General features: G+C 70.7%; 16 protein-coding genes and 1 pseudogene. 8 read left to right on the top strand and 9 right to left on the bottom strand.

What is annotated here, in order from left to right; genetic code table 11:
• The first annotated feature begins 4 nt into the window (after nt 1-4).
• The 5 genes from ACFYXF_RS05165 to ACFYXF_RS05145 all read left to right on the top strand — a co-directional run bounded on the left by ACFYXF_RS05165 (nt 5) and on the right by ACFYXF_RS05145 (nt 6,823).
• Nucleotides 5-1,024 (top strand): asparaginase, encoded by a 1,020-nt coding sequence (locus ACFYXF_RS05165; protein WP_389348467.1) that lies wholly within the window; start codon nt 5-7, stop codon nt 1,022-1,024.
• A gap of 112 nt (nt 1,025-1,136) precedes the next feature.
• Nucleotides 1,137-2,567, top strand: a complete 1,431-nt coding sequence (aspA, locus tag ACFYXF_RS05160) for an aspartate ammonia-lyase (RefSeq protein WP_389348166.1) — start codon at nt 1,137-1,139, stop codon at nt 2,565-2,567.
• A 195-nt stretch (nt 2,568-2,762) separates the two neighbouring features.
• The gene (locus ACFYXF_RS05155; RefSeq protein WP_389348165.1) at nt 2,763-3,704 is read left to right on the top strand and encodes a glutaminase; all 942 of its coding nucleotides are present in this window, start codon (nt 2,763-2,765) and stop codon (nt 3,702-3,704) included.
• A 336-nt stretch (nt 3,705-4,040) separates the two neighbouring features.
• Complete coding sequence (gene mptB, locus ACFYXF_RS05150) at nt 4,041-5,438, top strand: polyprenol phosphomannose-dependent alpha 1,6 mannosyltransferase MptB (RefSeq protein ID WP_389348164.1); 1,398 nt, start codon at nt 4,041-4,043, stop codon at nt 5,436-5,438.
• A complete protein-coding gene (locus ACFYXF_RS05145) occupies nt 5,435-6,823 on the top strand; it encodes a glycosyltransferase 87 family protein (protein WP_389348163.1) in 1,389 nt (462 codons plus the stop codon). The genes mptB and ACFYXF_RS05145 overlap by 4 nt, the downstream gene beginning before the upstream one ends.
• A gap of 83 nt (nt 6,824-6,906) precedes the next feature.
• On the opposite strand, the pseudogene ACFYXF_RS05140 reads toward ACFYXF_RS05145, so the two are convergent.
• Both ACFYXF_RS05140 and rho read right to left on the bottom strand, forming a co-directional pair.
• Nucleotides 6,907-7,740 (bottom strand): annotated as a pseudogene (locus ACFYXF_RS05140) (D-alanyl-D-alanine carboxypeptidase family protein); the annotation flags it as partial.
• 174 nt (nt 7,741-7,914) lie between these two features.
• Complete coding sequence (gene rho, locus ACFYXF_RS05135; RefSeq protein ID WP_389348162.1) at nt 7,915-9,063, bottom strand: transcription termination factor Rho; 1,149 nt, start codon at nt 9,061-9,063, stop codon at nt 7,915-7,917.
• 418 nt (nt 9,064-9,481) lie between these two features.
• Here rho and ACFYXF_RS05130 point away from each other — a divergent pair, with 418 nt between their 5' ends.
• From ACFYXF_RS05130 to ACFYXF_RS05120, 3 genes are read left to right on the top strand one after another with little or no spacing between them, the layout of a single operon-like run.
• Nucleotides 9,482-10,261, top strand: coding sequence for an SDR family NAD(P)-dependent oxidoreductase (locus ACFYXF_RS05130; RefSeq protein ID WP_389348161.1), 780 nt, complete (start codon nt 9,482-9,484; stop codon nt 10,259-10,261).
• A gap of 6 nt (nt 10,262-10,267) precedes the next feature.
• Nucleotides 10,268-10,681: a VOC family protein gene (locus ACFYXF_RS05125; protein WP_389348160.1), complete on the top strand. Its 414-nt coding sequence runs from the start codon at nt 10,268-10,270 to the stop codon at nt 10,679-10,681.
• Nucleotides 10,678-12,222 carry an MFS transporter gene (locus tag ACFYXF_RS05120; protein ID WP_389348159.1) on the top strand — a complete coding sequence of 515 codons (1,545 nt, stop codon included), beginning with the start codon at nt 10,678-10,680 and terminating at the stop codon, nt 12,220-12,222. The genes ACFYXF_RS05125 and ACFYXF_RS05120 overlap by 4 nt, the downstream gene beginning before the upstream one ends.
• Before the next feature lie 76 nt (nt 12,223-12,298).
• Here ACFYXF_RS05120 and ACFYXF_RS05115 read toward each other — a convergent pair whose 3' ends face one another.
• The 7 genes from ACFYXF_RS05115 to ACFYXF_RS05085 all read right to left on the bottom strand — a co-directional run bounded on the left by ACFYXF_RS05115 (nt 12,299) and on the right by ACFYXF_RS05085 (nt 19,754).
• Entirely contained in the window at nt 12,299-13,069 is a 771-nt protein-coding gene (locus ACFYXF_RS05115) for an SDR family NAD(P)-dependent oxidoreductase (protein ID WP_389348158.1), read from the bottom strand.
• Between the two features lie 36 nt (nt 13,070-13,105).
• A complete protein-coding gene (locus ACFYXF_RS05110) occupies nt 13,106-14,101 on the bottom strand; it encodes a LysR family transcriptional regulator (protein WP_389348157.1) in 996 nt (331 codons plus the stop codon).
• Between the two features lie 223 nt (nt 14,102-14,324).
• The gene (locus ACFYXF_RS05105; protein ID WP_389348156.1) at nt 14,325-15,281 is read right to left on the bottom strand and encodes a fumarylacetoacetate hydrolase family protein; all 957 of its coding nucleotides are present in this window, start codon (nt 15,279-15,281) and stop codon (nt 14,325-14,327) included.
• A gap of 3 nt (nt 15,282-15,284) precedes the next feature.
• The gene (locus ACFYXF_RS05100; protein WP_389348155.1) at nt 15,285-16,655 is read right to left on the bottom strand and encodes an FAD-binding oxidoreductase; all 1,371 of its coding nucleotides are present in this window, start codon (nt 16,653-16,655) and stop codon (nt 15,285-15,287) included.
• 8 nt (nt 16,656-16,663) lie between these two features.
• Nucleotides 16,664-17,632 (bottom strand): cyclase family protein, encoded by a 969-nt coding sequence (locus ACFYXF_RS05095; RefSeq protein WP_389348154.1) that lies wholly within the window; start codon nt 17,630-17,632, stop codon nt 16,664-16,666.
• On the bottom strand, nt 17,629-18,633 hold the full coding sequence (locus tag ACFYXF_RS05090) for an amidohydrolase family protein (protein ID WP_389348153.1): 1,005 nt from the start codon (nt 18,631-18,633) through the stop codon (nt 17,629-17,631). The genes ACFYXF_RS05095 and ACFYXF_RS05090 overlap by 4 nt, the downstream gene beginning before the upstream one ends.
• Nucleotides 18,630-19,754 (bottom strand): FAD-dependent monooxygenase, encoded by a 1,125-nt coding sequence (locus tag ACFYXF_RS05085; protein WP_389348152.1) that lies wholly within the window; start codon nt 19,752-19,754, stop codon nt 18,630-18,632. The genes ACFYXF_RS05090 and ACFYXF_RS05085 overlap by 4 nt, the downstream gene beginning before the upstream one ends.
• Nucleotides 19,755-19,771 lie beyond the last annotated feature (17 nt).

The raw sequence follows: 19,771 nt of genomic DNA, 5'->3' as shown, positions 1-19,771 counted from the left end.
AGGCATGTACGGCAGTTCTCTCGCGGACGCTCCCGCGATCCGCGAACCCCTCCACTCTCCCGTCGCGCACCTCGTGCGCGGCGGGGTCATCGAGGGCATCCACTACGGCTCCGTCGTCGTCCTCGGCGCCGACGGACAGGTGGAGTTGCAGGTCGGCGACATCGAGGCGGCCTTCTATCCGCGTTCGGCCCTGAAGCCGGTCCAGGCGGTGGCGATGCTGCGGGCGGGCCTGCCCCTCGACGGCGAGCTGCTGTCCCTGGCCGCCGCCAGTCACTCCGGCGAGGAACGCCATCTGGCCGGTACCCGCCGCATCCTGGAACTCGCCGGCCTCAGCGAGGACGACCTGCGCAATGTGACGGACCTGCCGTTCGACCCGGTCGTCCGGGACACCTGGATACGCGAGGGCCGGCCACCCTCGCGCCTCGCCCAGAACTGCTCCGGCAAGCACGCGGCCATGCTCTACACCTGCAAGCTCAACGGCTGGTCCCTCGACACCTACCTCGATCCCGCCCACCCCCTCCAGCAGGCGATCGCCGAGATCGTCGAGGACCTCACCGGTCAGCGCATCGCCCAGGTGACCGTCGACGGCTGCGGCGCGCCCCTCTTCTCGATCTCCCTGCACGGCCTGGCCCGTGCCGCCGCCCGGATCACCACGGCCGCCCCGGACACCCCGGAGGCACTGGTCGCCGACGCGATGCGCGACCACGCCGAGATGGCCTCCGGCTCCGGCCGGGACGTGGCCGCGCTGATGCGGGCCGTGCCCGGGCTGCTCAGCAAGGACGGTTTCGAGGGCGTTCAGGTCGCCGCGCTCCCGGACGGCCGGTCCGTCGCGGTGAAGATCGCCGACGGTGCGAATCGGGCGCGGGTGCCGGTGACGGCGGCGGCGCTCGTCCGGGCCGGCGTCGATGCGTCGGCGCTCACCGAGTTCGCGGGCGAGGCGCTGCTGGGCGGTGGCGAACCGGTCGGCAGCGTTCGCGCCGTCCGTGCCCTGGACCCGCTTTCGGCTCAGGTCCGGCCCGCGTAGTTCTTCGGCCCCCCGGCCGGTGGGGGCTGGTCGCGCAGTTCCCCGCGCCCCTTCGGGGCGCGTCCACAGCACGCCCATCAGGACCAACAACCCGAAAGAGGCCCGCCCCACCATGACCGCAGCAGCTCAGCGCAGCGCCGCCGCAGTCCATCGCAGTGAACACGATCTGCTCGGTGACCGTGATGTTCCCGTCGAGGCGTACTGGGGTGTCCACACCCTGCGTGCCACGGAGAACTTCCCCATCGCGGGTATGACAATCTCCGCCTACCCGCATCTCATCGACGCCCTCGCCGCCGTCAAGGAGGCCGCCGCCCTCGCCAACGAGGAGCTTGGTCTCCTGGAGTCGAAGAAGGCCGCCGCGATAGTCGAGGCGTGCCGGGAGATACGGGACGGCAGGCTGCACGACCAGTTCGTGGTGGACGTGATCCAGGGCGGGGCCGGCACCTCGACGAACATGAACGCCAACGAGGTCGTCGCCAACCGGGCGTTGGAGCTGCTGGGCCATGAGAAGGGCCAGTACCAGTACCTGCACCCCAACGAGGACGTCAACCTCGGCCAGTCGACCAATGACGTCTACCCGACCGCCGTCAAGATAGCGACGGTCTTCGCGGTACGTGGACTGCTCAAGGCGATGGCTGTACTGCAGGACTCGTTCGCCCGTAAGGCCGTCGAGTTCCGCGATGTGCTCAAGATGGGCCGTACACAGTTGCAGGACGCGGTCCCCATGACGCTCGGTCAAGAGTTCTCCGCGTATGCCGTCATGATTGACGAGGACCGCAACCGTCTTGACGAGGCCGTCCAGTTGATCCATGAGATCAACCTGGGCGCCACGGCCATCGGTACGGGTCTCAACGCCCCCGCCGGATACGCCGAGTCGGCCCGCCGCCACCTGGCCGAGATCACCGGCCTCCCGCTGGTCACCGCCGCCAACCTGGTCGAAGCGACCCAGGACTGCGGGGCGTTCGTCCAGATGTCCGGTGTACTGAAGCGGGTCGCGGTCAAGTTGAGCAAGAGCTGCAACGACCTGCGTCTGCTCTCCTCCGGGCCCCGCGCCGGCCTCGGCGAGATCAACCTGCCGCCGGTGCAGGCGGGTTCGTCGATCATGCCGGGTAAGGTCAACCCGGTGATCCCCGAGGTCGTCAACCAGGTCGCCTTCGAGGTGATCGGCAACGACGTGACGATCACGATGGCCGCGGAGGCGGGCCAGCTCCAGCTCAACGCCTTCGAGCCGATCATCCTGCACTCCCTCTCGGAGTCCATCACCCACCTGCGTGCCGCATGCCTCACGCTCGCCGAGCGCTGCGTCGACGGCATCACCGCCAACACCGAGGCACTGCGCGCGAGCGTCGAGAACTCCATCGGCCTGGTCACCGCCCTCAACCCCCACATCGGCTACACGGCCGCCACCGACATAGCCAAGGAGGCCCTGGCCACCGGCCGGGGCGTAGCCGAACTGGTCCTGGAAAAGGGCCTGCTGCCGGCAGAACGCCTCGCGGAGCTGCTCCGCCCGGAGATAGTGGCCGGCACGGGCGCGCCCCGATAGGGACGCGGGGCTGTGTCGATATGCGGCTCCGCCGGCGCGGCTGCGCGACAAGGCAATCGGCCTCGGTGCAGCCGCGCCCCTCAGGGGCGCGGGGAACTGCGCGACCAGCCCCCACCGGGCCGCAGATTCATCACTACCGCCCCAACGAAGCGCCCAGCACACACGAACGCGCATCAGGACCGGCCCAGAGGGACAATGGCGATCATGGCATCAGCACCCTCGCCCCCGACCTTCCAGCCGGTCCTGGACCGAATCGCCGAGGAAATCGCCCGCACACCCGGATGCGGGCGCCCCGCCGACTACATCCCCGCCCTCGCGTCGCAGGACCCCCGCAGCTTCGGCATGGCCGTCGCCGAACTCGACGGCACGGTGTACGGCGTGGGGGACTGGCAGCAGCCGTTCTCCACCCAGTCCGTCACCAAGGTCTTCACCCTCGCCCTCGACCTGGCCCGCGAGGGCGACGAACTCTGGGAGCACGTGGGCCGCGAACCCTCCGGAAACCCCTTCAACTCCCTGATCCAGCTGGAGTACGAGAACGGCATCCCGCGCAACCCGTTCATCAACGCGGGCGCCCTCGTCGTCACCGACCGCCTGCACACCCGTACCGGCGACGCGGCCGGCGCACTCCTCGACTTCCTGCGCGCGGAGTCGGGCAACCCCGGCCTCACCTTCGACAAGGACGTGGCCGCCTCCGAGGCCGGACGCGGCCACCGCAACGCCGCCCTGGGCCACTTCATGGCCTCGTACGGCAACATCGACAACCCGGTCCCGGACCTGCTGGAGCAGTACTTCCGCCAGTGCTCCATCGAGGCGTCCTGCGCCGACCTGGCCCTCGCGACCGGTTTCCTGGCCCGCCACGGAGTCCGCGCCGACGGCACCCGCCTCCTGACCCGCAGCCAGGCCAAACAGATCAACGCCATCATGCTGACCTGCGGCACCTACGACGCGGCAGGCGACTTCGCCTACCGGGTGGGCCTCCCCGGCAAGAGCGGAGTGGGCGGCGGCATCATCGCCGTGGTCCCCGGCCGCTGCACGCTGTGCGTCTGGAGCCCCGGCCTGGACGAGCGCGGCAACTCGGTAGCAGGCGTCACAGCCTTGGCCCGCTTCACAACACTGACGGGGGTTTCGGTCTTCTGACCGGAACGCCGAGGGCTTGAGGAGGTCGTGAGCCGTCGCTTTCGTGGGCACGGGCGGCCACATTCGAGGAACGGTGCGCGATCGCTTTCGTGGGCACGGGCGGTCACTTTCGAGGGACGGTGCGCGGTCGCTTTTCGGGGCACGAGCGGTCACCTGCAAGCGACGGCAACCCGCCGCTTTCAGGGGCGCGGGGAACTGCGCGACAAGCCCCCACCGGGCCCGCACCCGACACCCAACCCCCAGAGATCACCCGCCAGTAACTCCCAGGTCCCCACCCGGAGAGCACTCCGTAGCCTCCCGGCCACCCACGATTGACACCCTGACCGAGTGTTGGCCATGGCTTTCCCCATCGATCTCCGCCGCTGTCAGGCCCTCGGCCTGATCGGCACCGCATGCCTCGCCCTGGGCGGCGAGACCGCCGGCGCCCTCCCCGTACGAGAACTCATCGCCCCCTCGACCGGCCGCGCAGCGCTGGGCCTCGTCGGCGTCTACTTCGGTGTCGTCCTCCTGATCGCCGCCTGGATCATGCTCGGCAAACTGGTCCGCAGCCCGGAGCCGCCCACCGTACGGTCCCTGATGCTCGTCCTCGTCGTCTGGGCGACCCCGCTCCTCCTCGCCCCACCCCTCTTCAGCCGCGACGTCTACAGCTATCTCGCCCAGGGCGCGATGGTCGAGGCGAACATGGACGTGTACACGCACGGCCCGGCCCTGCTCGGCGGCCCGCTCGCCGCCGAGGTCGCCCCGGTGTGGCAGCAGACCGGCGCCCCCTACGGCCCCGTGTTCCTCGCCGTCGCGTCCGGGCTCTCCGGACTGACCCGGGGCGAGATACCCGCCGGCCTGTTCGGTATGCGGCTGGTCGCGCTGCTCGGTGTGGCCCTGATGGCGGCCGCCCTGCCCCGCCTCGCCCGGCACAGCGGCGCCGACCCGGCCGCCGCGCTCTGGCTCGGCGCCCTCAACCCGCTGGTCCTGCTGCACCTGGTGGCCGGCGCCCACAACGACGCGATCATGCTCGGGCTGCTCGGCGTCGGTCTGGTCGCGGCGCTGGGCCGGTGGCCGGTCCTGGGCGCCGTACTCGTCACACTCGCCGCCCTCGTCAAGGCGCCCGCGCTGCTCGGCCTCGCCGCGGTCGTGGCCCTGCAGATCCGCGCGGGCCGCAGTCCGGTGCGGGCGATACTGACCACGGCGGGCGCGGCAGCCGCCACCACCGTGGCCGTCACCACGCTGGCCGGCACCGGATACGGCTGGATAGGCGCCCTGAAAACCCCGGTGTCACCCCAGAACTGGGCCCTCACCAGCCTCCTCGGCCGCGCCACGGCCGCCGTGCTCACGAAGGTCGGCAGCGACCTCGCGCCGCTCGCCGTCCCGGCCTGGCACTTGCTCGGCATCGCGCTCACCGTCCTCGCCATCGCGTACATATGGCTGCGCCGCCCACGCCTCAGCCCGGTCTACGCACTCGGCCTGAGCCTGGCCGTCGTGGTCGTCCTCGGCCCGGCGATCCGGCCCTGGTACGCCCTGTGGGCCCTGTTCCTCATCGCCGCCGCCGCGCCCAGCAGTTCGGTACGGCGTCGGCTCGCGGCCGTCACGGGAGTCGTCGCGCTCCTCGCCCTGCCGAGCGGCGCGCCCGCCGGCACCGAGGAACTGGTCCTGGCCGTCTCCGGCGGCGCACTGGCCGTCGTCGTCCTCTGGCAGGCCCACCAGGCGGCCCAGGCACCCCTGCGGGAGAGCACGGTATGAGCATCAGCACTGTCAGACTGCCCCGCACCGACCGGGGACGGCTCCTCCTGGTGCTCGCCCTCGTCGCCGCGGTGACCGTGTTCACGGCGACCGTGCCCCTGCTGCGCGGCTGGTTCGACCTGCGCGTCTACTACGGAACCATCGACACCTGGGTCCACCACGGCGGCCGGATCTACGACTACCAGGTGCCCGGCACGACGTACGGCTTCACCTATCCGCCGTTCGCCGCCGTCAGCATGCTGCCGATGGCGCTCGTCGGACTGCGCGCCGCCATCACCGCCGCGCTGCTGCTCAACCTGGCGGCCCTCGGCGCGGTGGTCTGGATGACGGCCAGGCCGGTGCTGCGCCGCTACGGCTGGTACGGCTGGGCCCTGACCGGCTGTGCGCTGGCGCTGTTCGAACCGGTCCGCGACACCTTCAGCTTCGGCCAGGTGAACCTCGTACTGCTGGCCCTGGTCCTCCTCGACGCCTGGCTGCTGACGACCGGCCGGGCGCGCTGGGCGGGCATCGGGATCGGGCTCGCCGCCGCCATCAAGCTGACGCCCGCCCTCTTCATCGGGCTGCTGCTCCTCGCCGGTCGGCGACGGGCCGCCGGGGTCGCGACGGCCGTCGCCGGTGCGGCGACCGGGCTCGCGGTGTGGATCGCGCCGGACGCCTCGCGCTTCTACTGGAGCGAGGCGCTGTGGGACACCCAGCGCATCGGCAGGCTCGCGTACGTCTCGAACCAGTCCCTCCAGGGCGTCCTGGCGCGGCTGGCCGTGCCGGGCGAACCCAGCCGTGCCGTATGGCTGGTGGTGGTACTGGTCGTCCTCGCCGTCTGGGCGTGGCGGGCCCGGCGGGCCGTCGTGGTGGGGGACTGGTGGGCCGCGTTCGCCCTCACCGGGCTGACCGCCTGTCTGGTCAGCCCGATCACCTGGGTACACCATCTCGTCTGGCTGCTGCCGTCGTTCGCCGTCCTCCTGCGTACGGGGCACGCGCGCGTGGCGGGCGCCCTGTACGCGGTGCTGTGCACGAGCGTGGTGTGGCTGTGGTTCGACGACGCGTCCGGCGTCGACGGGTTCATCGGCGGCAGCGCGTACGTCTGGGTCACCCTCGTGCTGCTGCTGTGGCTGCCGGTGGACGGTGCCGATCAGGCCCGCCGTACACCCGCGATCCGCAGCAGCAGCGACACCGCTCCGGCTCCGAGCACGGCCGCGCCCACGATCGTCCAGGTCTCCGGCCAGCCCGGCCCGGTCCCGGACGCCACGGTGGCGGCCACCGGCACCGAGCGCGGCGCCTGCGGACCGGCCTGCGACACGGGCCGTGAGACGGCCAGTGAGCCGACGGGATCGACGCGTCCGGCGGCCCCGAAGCCCCAGTCGAGCAGCGAGCGGGCCTCCTCGTAGACGGCGTATCCGCCGCCCTCCTGAGGGTTCATCACCGTGACGACCAGGGTGCGATCGCCCCGGCGCGCGGCGACGACCAGCGTGTTGCCCGCCTTGCTGGTGTAGCCGTTCTTGACGCCGACGACGCCGGGGTAGCGCCCGACGCCGTCGGCACCGGTCAGCAGCCGGTTGGTGTTCTGGATCTCGTACGACCAGCCGCCACCGCCGGGGAACTTGGCCCGGGCGGTGCCGCAGTAGTCGACGAAGTCCGCGTTGTGCAGCCCCGCCCGCCCGAACACCGCGAGGTCGTACGCCGACGAGACCTGCCCCGACGCGTCGTACCCGTCGGGTGACCGCACGTGCGTGTCGCGGGCGCCCAGGGAGCGGGCCTTGGCCTGCATCCGGACGGCGGTGTCGCGCCAGCCCCCGCTCATGGCGGCCAGGACGTGCACGGCGTCGTTCCCGGAGTTGAGGAACACGCCCCGCCACAGGTCGGCGACCCGGTACGTACGCCCCGCCGCGACCCCGACCAGACTGCTGCCGGCCCCGATGCCCGCCAATTCCTCCTCGGTGACCTTGTGCCGCAGGCCCGCGGGCAGCGTCGGCAGCACGGTGAGGGCGAAGAGCGTCTTGAGCGTGCTGGCCGGGGGCAGCTTGCGGTGTGCGTTGTGCGCGGCGAGGACGTCACCGGTGCGGGCGTCGGCCACCAGCCAGGACAGTGCGGACACGTCCCGTGGGATTCGGGGTGCGCCGGGGCGGAGCCGGGCGTGGGTGCCGGGGCGGTACAGCAGTTGGGCGTCCGCCGCCGTCTGCGTGGTCTGCGTCGTCGCGTCGGCGGTGGGGTGGGCGGATGCCGGGGCCGGCGCGAGGGCCAGCACGCCCGTCGCGCACAGTGCGCAGCAGGAGATGGCGATGCGGGAAGGGAATCTGATCGTCATACCGCAAACGTAGGAACGGATGTGCGGTACGGGGTGGTGCCGGGGCCGAGGGGTGGTCCCTAACACCCGGATGCGCTAGCGCTCCGCGGGGTGGGGGCGTTTTCGGCTGCGGGCCGGTGGGGGCTGGTCGCGCAGTTCCCCGCGCCCCTGTCGGGGCGCTGCGCGGCCCCGACTTCAGCCGGACGTGGGCAGTGTCGGCTGGATTCGGCGCAGGAAGGTCGCGTTGTCGGGTGTGTCGCGGAGGCGTTCCAGGAGGGTCTCCATGGCCGACTGGCCGTCCCGCGACTGCAGGGCCCGTCGCAGGCCCTGTACGGTCGTCAACTCGGCCGGAGGTAGCAGGAGTTCCTCGCGGCGGGTGCCGGACGGGATGATGTCGACGGCCGGGTACACGCGCCGGGACGCCAGCTCGCGGCTCAGCCGCAGCTCCATGTTGCCGGTGCTCTTCAGCTCCTCGAAGAAGAAGTCGTCTGCGCGTGAACCCGTCTCCACCAGGGCGGTGGCGAGGATGGTCAGCGAACCGCCCTCCTCGGCCAGGCGCGCCGCGCCGAACAGCCGCTTCGGCCCGTGCAGCGCGGCGGCGTCGACACCGCCGCTGAGGGTACGGCCACCGGAGGCCGCCGCGTTGTTGTGGGCGCGGCACAGCCGGGTTAGGGAGTCCAGGAGGATGACGACGTCCTCGCCCGCCTCGACGAGCCGCTTGGCCCGCTCGATGACGAGTTCGGCGAGGGCGATGTGCTGCTTGGGTGTCTTGTCGAAGGTCGAGGCGTACACCTCGCCGCGCACGGAGCGCCGCATGTCGGTGACCTCCTCGGGCCGCTCGTCGAGCAGCACCACCATCAGGCGGCACTCGGGATGGTTGCCGGCGACGGCCGCCGCGATCTGCTGGAGCAGTACGGTCTTGCCGGTCTTGGGCGGGGCCACGATCAGCCCGCGCTGGCCCTTGCCGACGGGCGTGACCAGGTCGGTCACGCGTCCGGAGAGTCCGGCGGCCGGGTGTTCGAGGCGGAGCCTCTCACGCGGGTGCAGCGGGGTGAGGTCGCGGAAGTGACGGCGGCCGCGCAGCTCTTCGGGCGTACGGCCGTTGACCAGCCCGACCTCGGTCAGGGCGCGCTGTGCACCGCGGGCGCCGGCGACGAGGTCGCCCTTGCGCAGGCCGTACCGGCGGATGAGCGCCGGGGAGACCTGGAGGTCGGTGGGGGAGGGCAGGCAGCTGTCGGCGGCCCGCAGGTAGCCCTTCCCGTTGCTGTCGATGTCGAGGACACCGGTCGCGATCCGGGTCGGGGGCAGTTGTTCCACAGGGGGGTGTTCGAGTGTGGTGGTCATGAGACTGGGTCCTTTCAAGGACGGAGACGCATGCCGCATGAGGCACGCGGAGACAGAGAGGAAGGGTGAGAGGCCGCGAGAACTGAGCGCGCCGAACGCGCTACGGGCGGCGAAAGAGCTGATGCGCCGATCGGAAACCGACGGGCGGTCAGCGGGAGAGAGAATGATCCAGCACCGGCGCCCAAGAGGGGGCGTACACAAGTGCTGTTGGCACCGTACCACACGATGCGCGGTCCCGGATGTGAGGTGTGACTCAGCGGCTCGACGCCCGTCGAGGTGCGGACGCGCCCCCGAACTCCACTGCCCGCATACCTGCCATACGAACCCCCGATGGACCTGAAGCGACGCATTTCTTGTTCTGCCCAAAGGCCGTACCTACGCTTCCACCACCGCACTCCGGCGGCACTGGACAAGGGACATGGCAACCATGGGTCGACTGGCCGGGAAAATCGCTTTCATCAGTGGAACGGGGGCCGGAATAGGCCGATCCGCGGCCCTCGTATTCGCCGCGGAAGGCGCCACGGTATTCGGCTGCGACCTTGACGAGGACAGTGCGTCCGAAACCGTCGAACTCGTCGAGAAGGCCGGCGGAACCATGAAGTCCCTTGCCCCCGTGGACCTCTCCACCGAAAGCGGCGCCCGGGAATGGATCGACGCCGGGATCGAGGCCTTCGGCGGCATCGACATCCTCTACAACAACGCCTCCGCACTACGGAACGGGCCGTTCGAGTCCCAGCCCGTCGAGGACTGGTACTTCACCATCCGCAACGAGCTGGACATCCCCTACTTCTGTACGCGCGCGGCCTGGCCGCACCTGATCGCGCGCGGCGGCGGAGTCGTCCTCAACGTCGCCTCCGTGGCCGCCGTACGAGGGGCGCCCTTCATGCCGATGGTGCCGCACGGGGCCGCCAAGGGCGGGGTGCTGGCGATGAGCAAGCACCTGTGCGCGGCCGGCGCCCCGCACCACATCCGCGTCAACACCATCGCCCCCGGCATGACCCGCACCTCGGCCACCGCCCCCTTCCTCGACGACCCGGACGGCCCCCGGGCCCAGTTGGAGGCCCGTATCCCCGTCGGACGCGTCGGTGAACCCGAGGACATCGCCCGCGCCGCGGCCTTCCTCTGCTCCGACGAGGCGGCCTTCGTCAACGGCGCCAACCTCATGGTCGACGGCGGCGACAGCGCGATGGCGGGCTGAGCGGACGTGACCACCCGACTCGACCACGTGGGCGTCAACGTACGCGATCTGCCCGCCCAAACCACCTGGTACCAGGGCGCGTTCGCGCTGAAGACCGTCTTCGAGTTCCACCTCGAAGGACCCGGGCTGAAGGGTGTCGTCCTGGAGCATCCGGACGGCTGGCGCCTCGAACTGCTCGCCCGGCCCGGCTCCGCCCCGGGCCTGCGCGCACCGGACCCGCTGACCGCCGCCCTCACCGAGGGTTACGGGCACTTCGCGGTCACCACCCCCGAACTCGACCCCGTTCACGACGCTTTGATCGCCCATGGAGCGGGCGAGGTCATGAAACCGGGGCCGTCCCCCGAACCGGGCGTGCGTATGGCCTGGGTCAGTGACCCCGAGGGAAATCTCATCGAACTCATAGAGAAGAAGCCGCGATGACGCAACCAACGAAATCGATCTCCCTGAACAGACTCGACAAGGGCACGCTCATAGCCTGCTGCCTCGCGGTCGCGGCGGCACAATTGTGCATTACCGTCCCCTCGCCCATCAACGGGGAAATCCAGGCCGCATTCGGGGCCTCGGGTTCCCAAGTGGCCTGGGTGACCTCCGCCTTCATTCTCCCCACCGCCATTCTTGAACTGAATTTCGGTGTGGTCGGAGATCTCTTCGGCCGTAAGCGCCTACTGGTCCTCGGCGGACTGATCCTGGCCCTCGGTGAACTCCTCAACGCCACCGCGCAGAGCATCGGCATGCTCTGGACCGGCCAGGCCCTCGCCGGTATCGGCGCCGCCGCGCTCTTCCCCAGCTCCCTCGCGGTCATCGCAGCGGCCACCCCGGACCAGAAGGACCGCGCGAAAGCCGTCTCCACCTGGGCACTGAGCATCTCGCTGGCCTCGGCACTCGGACCGCTGTCCTCCGGTGTGCTCGCCACCGTCGCCGACTTCCGCTGGGCGTTCGTGCCGCCCGTCATCCTCGGACTCGTCGTCGCCGGCACCTGCTGGAAGCTGGTCACCGACTCCAAGGCCCCCGAGGGCCGCACCCTGGACTGGCCCGGCCAGATCACCATCGCCATCGGCCTCACCGCCCTGCTCTGGGGCATCATCGAGGGCGGCGAACGAGGCTGGAGCAGCACGGCGATCGTCGGCTCCCTCTCGCTTGCCGCGATCGCCCTCGTCGGGTTCGTCGTCGCCGAACTGCGTGCCGCGTCACCGATGTTCAACCTCGAACTCCTGAAGATCCCCTCGTTCGCGGCGGCGGCCGTCGTCGCCCTCGCCGGGATGTTCGGCTTCATCGGCACCGCGTACTGCGTGTCGATCCGGCTCGGCGCGGTCATGCACCTGAGCGCCCTCAAGGCCAGCATGCCCTTCGTCATCCTCCAGCTGATCCCGCTGCTCCTGGCCCCCGTGCTGAGCAGAATGCTGACCCGGGTGGACGCCCGCTGGCTGCTGATGGGCGGGCTGCTGCCCATGGCCGCCGGCCAGTTCTGGATCGCCGCCCTGCCCATCACCACCACCTCCCTCGCGGCCTTCATCGGCCCGGTGCTACTGCTCGGCGTCGGCTTCATCTGCGTGGTCTCCTCGCTGACCTCCGCCGCCGTCAACGCCGTACCGATCCACATGACCGGCATGGCCAGCGGCGCCACCAGCCTCGTCCGGGAGTTCGGACAGGGCCTCGGTCCGGCCGTCATCAGCACGATCGCGATGAGCGCCGCGTCCTCCGCCCTGGTCGGCAAGCTCAGCGGGGCCGACGCGGGGATGGAGGCGGCGGCCGGACCGCTCGCCGTCGTCAACGCGGGCAGCGAAAGCGCCCGGGCCGCCGCGCAGGACGCCCTCGGCCACGGCATGGCACTGGGCGTGGTGATCTGCGGCTGCGCCTCACTGCTCGGCGCGGTGGTCACCCTGCTGCTGGTCCGCAAGAACACCGCCCGGTCGGAGGTCGACACGAGCGGAGAGACGGCGGTGCAGCCCGCGACCGCGTGACCCGTCGTAGACGCAAGAGGAGGAGGCCGTGGCTCCAAGCCACGACCTCCTCCTCTTGCGCGCCCCCGCAGGTCCGTCAGGACGCGTCGAGGGCGTTCGTGATCGCCTTCACGCCGCCGTGCGCCGCGTAACCGCCGTCCACGGTGATCTCCGCGCCGTTGACGTACGACGCCTCGTCCGACAGCAGATACACGACCAGCGGTGCCACCTCCTCCGTCGTCCCGGGGCGACCCTGCGGGGTCATCGCGAGATGCGCGCCCACGAACACCGGGTTCGCGGTAGCCATCAGCGGCGTCTCGATGTACCCGGGGTGGATGACGTTCGTACGGATGCCACGGGGTGCCAACTCCAGTGCGGCCACCCGCGACAGGCCTCGCAGCGCCCACTTGCTCGCCGTGTACGCGACCGCGTGATGAGCGGTGAGACCGGCCACCGAGCCGACGTTCACGATCGACGAACCGGACGGCATCAGCGGAGTCAGTGCCTGGATGCCGAGCAGCGCACCCGTCGTGTTCACCGCGAACGCCCGGTTCCAGTCGGCGAGTTCGACGTGCCCGAGCCGCGCCCGTACGGCGATGCCCGCGTTGTTCACCAGCCCGTGCACGACGTCCAGCGAGGCCGCGAGGGCCGTCCAGTCGTCCTCGGACGACACGTCCAGGTGCCGGTAGGTGACATCGAGGCCGTCGGCGCGCAGGGCGGCGGCGAGCTTCTCGCCGGGCTCGTCGAGGACATCGGTCGCGATCACCGACGCACCTTCGCGAGCGGTCGCCGACACCTCGGCGGCGCCCTGTCCCTGCGCGGCTCCGGTGACGACGACGGTACGGCCGGCCAGACGCGTACGGCTCACGGTTCCTCCAGGAGGCTAGGGGTTTCCCCTGCCACGCTAGGAAGCGGGCGCCAGCTCCGGAAACGCGCGTTCCTCATGGCTGGCATCCGTGTCCGCGATCGGCTCGGTACCGTCGGTCTCCGGCTCCTCGTCCAGACGGGCGCCCACCCTGCGCATGGTCTCGCGCAGCCAGCTGTGGGCCGGGTCGGAGTGCCGGTTGTGGTGCCAGTACATGGCCTCCACCAGCGGTACGTCCGGGAACGGCGTCGGTACGGCGACACAGCGCGCGAAGCCCTCGTACCGCCGGGCGAGCCGCTCGGGCACCAGGGCGACCAGATCGGTGCCGCCCACCAGGAACGGCAGCACACTGAACCCCGGCGCGCTGACCTGCACCTTCGGCACGATGCCAAGGGTCTCCAGCTGCCGGTCCGCGGGCGTCTGACTCTTGCCGAACGCCGACGCGGCATGCGGCATCTCCGCCAGATCGCGGAGCGTGAGGCGGCCCTCGACGAGGCGCGGGTTGTCGGGGTCGACGATGCACACGAACCGGTCGTGCATCACGGCCTCGCTGATCCCGGGCAGCCGGTAGCCGAGCGGTACGACCATCAGGTCGTGGCAGCGCAGATGGGTCTCGTTCTCCGGCTGGCCGTGCACCAGGGGGTGGAAGTCGATGCGTACGCCGGGCGCCTCGTCCGCGATGGCCCGCAGCAGCGGCTCGACGAACACCGTCATCACGTAGTCCGACATCACCACCGAGAACCGCTGCCGACTGCGCTCCGGATCGAACCGCCGGGTCAGCGACAGGGCCTCCTCGGCCTTGTACAGGGACGCCTGTACGACGGGCAGCAGCCGCTCGGCCAGCGGGGTCAGTTCGTACTCGCGGCCCACCCGCACCAGCAGCTCGTCGTTGAAGTGCCGGCGCAGCCGGGCGAGCGAGCCGCTCATCGCGGACTGGCTGGTGGAGAGCCGGACGCCGGCGTGCGTGACGTTCTTCTCCTCCAGCAGGGCCTCCAGCGCCACCAGAAGATTGAGATCGATCGCTCCCAGACCCACGGATGTCCCCTTCCGTCACGCCTGGCCGCAGGCGCCGGCCACCTCGTCGTACGGCCGTGAAACCGGAGCGTAACTTCGGGAGGACTGCGTGAGGAAGGTCCGTGCGCGCATTCTCAGAAACGCGGATGCGAGCCATCGCGACCGGGAATACGCGCAGGTCGGCGGGCCTGCACCCCCATGGTCGGGACACAGGCCCGGCTTGGTCGAGGCACAGGATTCCGTGCTACGGCCGTGGTGTGCGGCCCCGCTTCCGGGCACGCGGAAGGTACACGTCCGTACGCCCGGTGACGATGCGGTTGGAGAGGCTGCCGAGGCGTTCCACGGTGAGCGTCACCTCGTCACCGGGGGCGAGGGGCGCGGGAGTGCGTTCCCCGACGCGGCCCCAGAACTCCGCCAGGGCGCCCCAGCCGCAGGTGCCCGAGCCGAGGATGTCACCGGGGCGCACCCAGGCGTCACGGGCCGCGTAGGCGATCATCTCCTCGAAGGTCCAGGAGACGTTGGCGAGCGTGTCGCGGCCGATCAGCTCGCCGTTGAGGGTCGCGGTCATCTCCAGGTCGAGGAAGCCGTCGGCGTCCCTGCGGTCCTCCACCTCGTCGGCGGTGACCAGGAACGGGCCGAGCGTGTTGGCGAAGTCCTTGCCCTTGGAGAAGCCGAGGCCCAGGTTCTTCTCCGGTTTCTGAAGGTCACGGGCCGACCAGTCGTTGAAGACGAGATAGCCGACGATGTGCTCACGGGCCTGCTCGGGCGTGAGGTCACGCCCCGCCCGTCCGATGACCACTCCCACCTCCAGCTCGAAGTCGAGCACCGAGCAGCCCGCCGGGATCGGCACCTCGTCGTGAGCGCCGTAGGCCGCGTGCGGGTTGGTGAAGTAGAAGTTGGGCGCCCGATACCACTCCTCGGGCACGTGCTCCAGCCCGTCGAGGGACTTGGAGACACCCTCGATGTGCGCCTCGAAGCCGACGAAGTCCCGGATGGACGGCGGCTTGAGCGGCGGTAGCAGTCGCACCTGATCCACCGTCAACTCACTTGCCTGGCTGAGAGCTTCGGCTCCGGCCGCGTGCAGTGCCTCCGTCTCGACGAGCGAGAGGACGGTGACCCCGTCCGGCAGCGGATGGATGCTCTGCCCCTGGACGACTCCGGCGCGCTCCACGCCCTCGTACTCGTATGTCGCGAACCGCATGCCTCACTGCTCCCAGTGGTTGGTGTTGGTGACGGCCCCGGTGCTCAGATATCCGGCGAAGAGGCCCTTCGGGTCGCGTACGGCCCGGATCTCGCGCAGCCGCCGCCACTGCGCGTCGCCCATGAACCGCACCTGCCGGACGGTGAAGTCGGAGTCCCCGAGGTACTGACCGGCGGTCACCGGCTCCATGTCCGCCATCGCGCCGTCGAGCCAGGACCGCAACTCGGCGTCCCGCTCGGGCTCGTCGTGCACGACGTACGTGGCGCAGTAGATCTCCGACTGCAACGAGAAGGCCATGTCGGGGAGTTGGCGCAGCGGGGCCATCGAGAACCAGATCGTGAACGTCTGCGGAGTGGGCTGCTCGGTGAACGCCTTCCGGATGACCGGTACGACCTCCTCGGCGGGCCCGGTCAGCCAGGCGTTGTCGACGAGATAGCGATGCCCTTCGGGGTTCGCGGTCCGCTGGTTGAGAAGCTGCTCGGCGAGTGTGGTCGGCTGCGCCTCGACGCGGAAGACGGCCCGGTCGGCGTAGGGATTGGCGTGCAGCGGCGCCAGCGCCTCGGCGGCCTGTTCGGGCGTGTCGGTCATCGACACGCCTGTGACCAGGAGCAACGGCTCGTCGTGGCCGGGCGGTGTCTGGGTGAGGGCGACGATCTCGACCAGGTCCGACACCGTGTGGTGCATGCCGTGCAGCCAGGTCATGACCTCGTCGAAGAGGGCGACCGGGTACGCGTGGACCGTGTGCGCCAGATGCTTCGGCAGGGGGCGGGTACGGAGGTGGAAGCGGGTGACGACGCCGAAGAAACCGGGACCGGCTCCCCGCGCCGCCCAGAACAGGTCGGAGTTGGTCGTCTCGTCCGCACGGACCAACTCGCCCTCGGCGGTGACGACATCGATCGCCACGAGATTCTCCGCCGCCCAGCCCCAGCCGCGCGCGTTCCAGCCCTGGCCGCCCTGGAGGAGGAAGCCGCCGATACCGACCGAAGGACAGTGCCCGCCGTTGAAGAACCGGCCGAACTCGCCCAGGAACGGGTTGAGTTCGTCGCCTCCCTTGACGCTGGGGGTGGCCGTCACGATCCCGGTCGTGTCGTCGTACGTCATCTCGCGCAGATCCCCGAGATCGATCAGCAGGGCGTCCGTCCGCACCGACCAGGCCGCCCAGCTGTGCCCGCCGGAACGGACGGCGACCTGCCAGCCCCGCTCCAGGGCCAGCCGTACGCCCTCGACGACGTCCTGCTCGGTCGCCACCCGCAGTACGGCCGCCGGTGAACGGTCCGACGGGCGGCGGGCGTTGAAGACACGGCCGAAGCAGGCCTCGTCGAAGTCCTCGTCGCCGGGGAGGTGGAGGGTGCCGGAGAAGCGGTTGCTGTTCATGGGGCTACTCACTTGACCGCGATCGGGTTGACGGGTGCGCCCACCGCGCCGGTCACCGGCAACGGCGCCGCGACCAACAGGAATTCGTACACACCGTCCGCCGCGCAGTCCTCGGACAGTTCCTCCAGGTCCCACATCTCGCCCAGTGGAAGGCCCATGTTGGGGATCGCGATCTGGTGCAGCGGGGACATGGCCCGCTCGGTGAACTCGTACGGCCGTACCTCAAGTCCCCACGTGTCGGAGGCGATTGCCGCGAGTTCCGTGCGGTGCAGCCAGCCGAGGGTGGTGAACGAGAGGCCGGGGGCGTCGCCGGCCGCGTAGCCGCCCCAGTCGCCGAGCCGTCGTACGCGGCCCAGTTGGCCCGTGCGGATGAGCACGAGGTCGCCGCGGCGGACCGTCGAGGTGGCGCCCTGCGCCTCGATCGTGGCGCGCAGGTGTTCCTCCAGGATGGGGAAACCGTCGGGGAGTTCGCCGTGCTCGTCGCCGATCGCACGGCCGACGTCGAGGAGGACTCCGCGGCCGGTGAAGGCGTCCTTCATGTGCTCGATGCCGGTGACGGAGTCGCCGTCGCCGTTGACGATCGTGCACGAACGGCCGTTCCACGCCTGCTTGTTGTCGAAGATGTGGCCCAGCCCGTCCCACTGCGTGGAAGCCTGGAGCGGCATCACCACATGGTCGTCGGCGCCGCCGAAGCCGTGCGGAAAGCCCTGCGTGCCCGCCGCCGCGTCCGAACCGGTGTCCTTCATGTAGTGGACGGGGTTGATCCGGCCCCGGAAACCGCGCTGCGGACCCTGCTCGTTGAACTCCTGCGCGAGCGAGAAGGGCCGGCCGCGCCGCACCAGACCTACCGCGTGCGCACGCATCGCGTCGTCGATGTGATTGAGGGTGCCGAGCACGTCGTCCGGTCCCCAGCGTCCCCAATTGCGGTATGCGGAACGGGCCTTGGCCAGCTCTTCCTCAATGGGACCGAGGTTCATCGGACGCGTCCTTTCAGCAGCAGGTCGTAGGCGTTGCCCCCGGCGACGGCGGACCGGTCGGCGGCGGTCAGCCCGGCGGCGCCGAGGCGGTCGAGCGGGTCGGCCACGCCCATGTCGAAGGGGTAGTCGGTGCCCAGGACGACCCGGTCCGCGCCCACCTCCTCGACCAGATGGCGCAGTGCGCGCGGGGTGTAGACGAGCGAGTCGAACCACATACGCCGCAGATACGCGCTCGGCGGCTCGGCGCATCCGCGCGCGTCCTCGCGGACCCGCCAGGCGTGGTCGGAGCGCCCGATGTACGTCGGCAGATAGCCGCCGCCGTGCGCGACCACCAGCTTCAGCCGGGGGAAGCGGTCGAGGACGCCGGTGAAGACGAGATGCGAGAGCGCGACCGTCGTCTCGACCGGCTGCCCGACCGTGTTCCCGAGGTAGCGCGTGGCCAGTCGGGCGCCGAGCGAGCAGCCCCACGGATGCACGAACACGAGCGCGCCCAGCTCCTCCGCCCGCTGCCACACCACATCGTGCGCGGGATCGGCCAGCTCGCGCCCCTCGACGGTCGTCGACACGCTGATCCCGTTCAAGCCGTGGTCGACGACCGCCTCGCCCAGCAGGGAGACCGCGAGGTCCGGATGCTGGAGCGGAACCGTGCCGAGCCCGTACAGCCGCTCCGGCGCCTCGGCACAGTGCGCGGCCACCGCCTCGTTGACGGTACGGGTGAGTCGTGCGGCCAGTTCGGTGTCGGCCCAGTAGTGGTGCATCGGCATCGGGCCGACCACCTGGGCGTCCACACCCATCGCGTCGAGATCGGCGAGGCGAGCGTCGACGTCCGTCAACTTGGGGGCCAGTCGCTGGAGTTGGGCCCGGTTCACGGCGAGGGAGACGGGGGAGTGGGCGCGCTGTTCGGCGGCGAACTCGGCGGCGAGACCGGGCGTACCGGCGCACAGCGTGTCGGCGGCCGGTACCGCGAGATGGCCGTGGAAGTCGACGACGGGGGCGCTCACGCCGCCGCCGTCAGGGAGTTCAGCGTGCGCGACATGATGCCCGCCGGGTCGGCGCCCGGTGTGCCCGGGGCGATCTCCCACGCGGCCAGCTGGAGCGAGTTCTCCAGCACCATCCGCACCCTCGGCAGCCGTCGCACCATGAAGTGCTCCAGGGCCAGGTCCACCGGCTCGTCCCCGGTCACCAGCTCGGCCAGCAGCACCGCGTCCTCCGCGCACATCGCCGCACCCTGCGCGATGAGCGGCGGGCACGCGTGCGCGGCGTCGCCGATCACCACCGTACGGCCGCGATGCCAGGGTTCGTCGACGAGGATCGCCTCGATCCAGCGGTAGTCGACCGCCGTGTCGTCGGGCAGCGAGGCGAGGATCTTGCCCCAGGTGCCGCCGTACCCGGCACCGCGTTCGCGCAGCAGCCCGAGGGGGGCGCGCGGGCCGACGAGGGAGGCGTCGAGGTTCTCGTCGAGGAGGTAGGCGTAGCACTGGTCCGGGGAGATCGGGCTGTAGCCGGCCTTGTAGCGGGGGCCGCCGTAGTAGACCTCCGCGCAGTCCATCTCGGCGGGGCGGTCGGCGACGACCCGGAAGATCGACATACCGACCGGGTGGGGCCGCGTGTCGATGCCGATCTGTTCGCGCATCCGGGAGTTGATGCCGTCGGCGCCGACCACCAGGTCGTACCGCCCGGTCGAGCCGTCCGTGAAGGTGACGTCGACGTGGTCGGAGGACTGGTCGAGCCGCTCGACGCTCAGCCCGAGCCTGACCCGTACCCCGTGCGCGTGCACGGCGTCGCACAGCGCGTTCTGCAGATCGGTGCGCAACGCCCCTGCCGTGGACGGCAGTTCAGGCCCGCCGGTGTGCGGTGTCGGCAGCTCGGTGAGCAGCTCGCCGTCGGCGTGGCGCAGCCGCATGATGTCGAAGGGGACCGCCCGGGCGAGCACCCGTTCCAGTACGCCCACGGAACGCAGCGCCTTGAGGGCGTTGCCCTGGAGGGTGATGCCGTGCCCCACCCCGAACCACCGGGGCGACAGTTCCACCAGCTCGGCCTCGGCGCCGCGCTGGGCCAGCGCGAGGCACAGCACGCTTCCGGTGATGCCGCCGCCGACGACGAGCACCTTTTCAACGGGCATGGGGATCCTTGCGAACG

The sequence above is a fragment of the Streptomyces sp. NPDC002680 genome, assembly GCF_042889145.1.
Classification (GTDB): Bacteria; Actinomycetota; Actinomycetes; order Streptomycetales; family Streptomycetaceae; genus Streptomyces; species Streptomyces adonidis.
This window is presented reverse-complemented; position numbering and strand designations above follow the sequence as displayed.

Excerpts from the sequence above, each read along its gene's own strand:
- ACFYXF_RS05130 (WP_389348161.1), top strand. The coding sequence starts at position 9,482 with ATGGCAACCATGGGTCGACTGGCCGGGAAAATCGCTTTCATCAGTGGA.
- ACFYXF_RS05165 (WP_389348467.1), top strand. The coding sequence starts at position 5 with ATGTACGGCAGTTCTCTCGCGGACGCTCCCGCGATCCGCGAACCCCTC.
- ACFYXF_RS05095 (WP_389348154.1), bottom strand. The coding sequence starts at position 17,632 with ATGAACCTCGGTCCCATTGAGGAAGAGCTGGCCAAGGCCCGTTCCGCA.
- ACFYXF_RS05105 (WP_389348156.1), bottom strand. The coding sequence starts at position 15,281 with ATGCGGTTCGCGACATACGAGTACGAGGGCGTGGAGCGCGCCGGAGTC.
- rho (WP_389348162.1), bottom strand. The coding sequence starts at position 9,063 with ATGACCACCACACTCGAACACCCCCCTGTGGAACAACTGCCCCCGACC.
- aspA (WP_389348166.1), top strand. The coding sequence starts at position 1,137 with ATGACCGCAGCAGCTCAGCGCAGCGCCGCCGCAGTCCATCGCAGTGAA.
- ACFYXF_RS05085 (WP_389348152.1), bottom strand. The coding sequence starts at position 19,754 with ATGCCCGTTGAAAAGGTGCTCGTCGTCGGCGGCGGCATCACCGGAAGC.
- mptB (WP_389348164.1), top strand. The coding sequence starts at position 4,041 with ATGGCTTTCCCCATCGATCTCCGCCGCTGTCAGGCCCTCGGCCTGATC.
- ACFYXF_RS05155 (WP_389348165.1), top strand. The coding sequence starts at position 2,763 with ATGGCGATCATGGCATCAGCACCCTCGCCCCCGACCTTCCAGCCGGTC.
- ACFYXF_RS05120 (WP_389348159.1), top strand. The coding sequence starts at position 10,678 with ATGACGCAACCAACGAAATCGATCTCCCTGAACAGACTCGACAAGGGC.
- ACFYXF_RS05100 (WP_389348155.1), bottom strand. The coding sequence starts at position 16,655 with ATGAACAGCAACCGCTTCTCCGGCACCCTCCACCTCCCCGGCGACGAG.
- ACFYXF_RS05145 (WP_389348163.1), top strand. The coding sequence starts at position 5,435 with ATGAGCATCAGCACTGTCAGACTGCCCCGCACCGACCGGGGACGGCTC.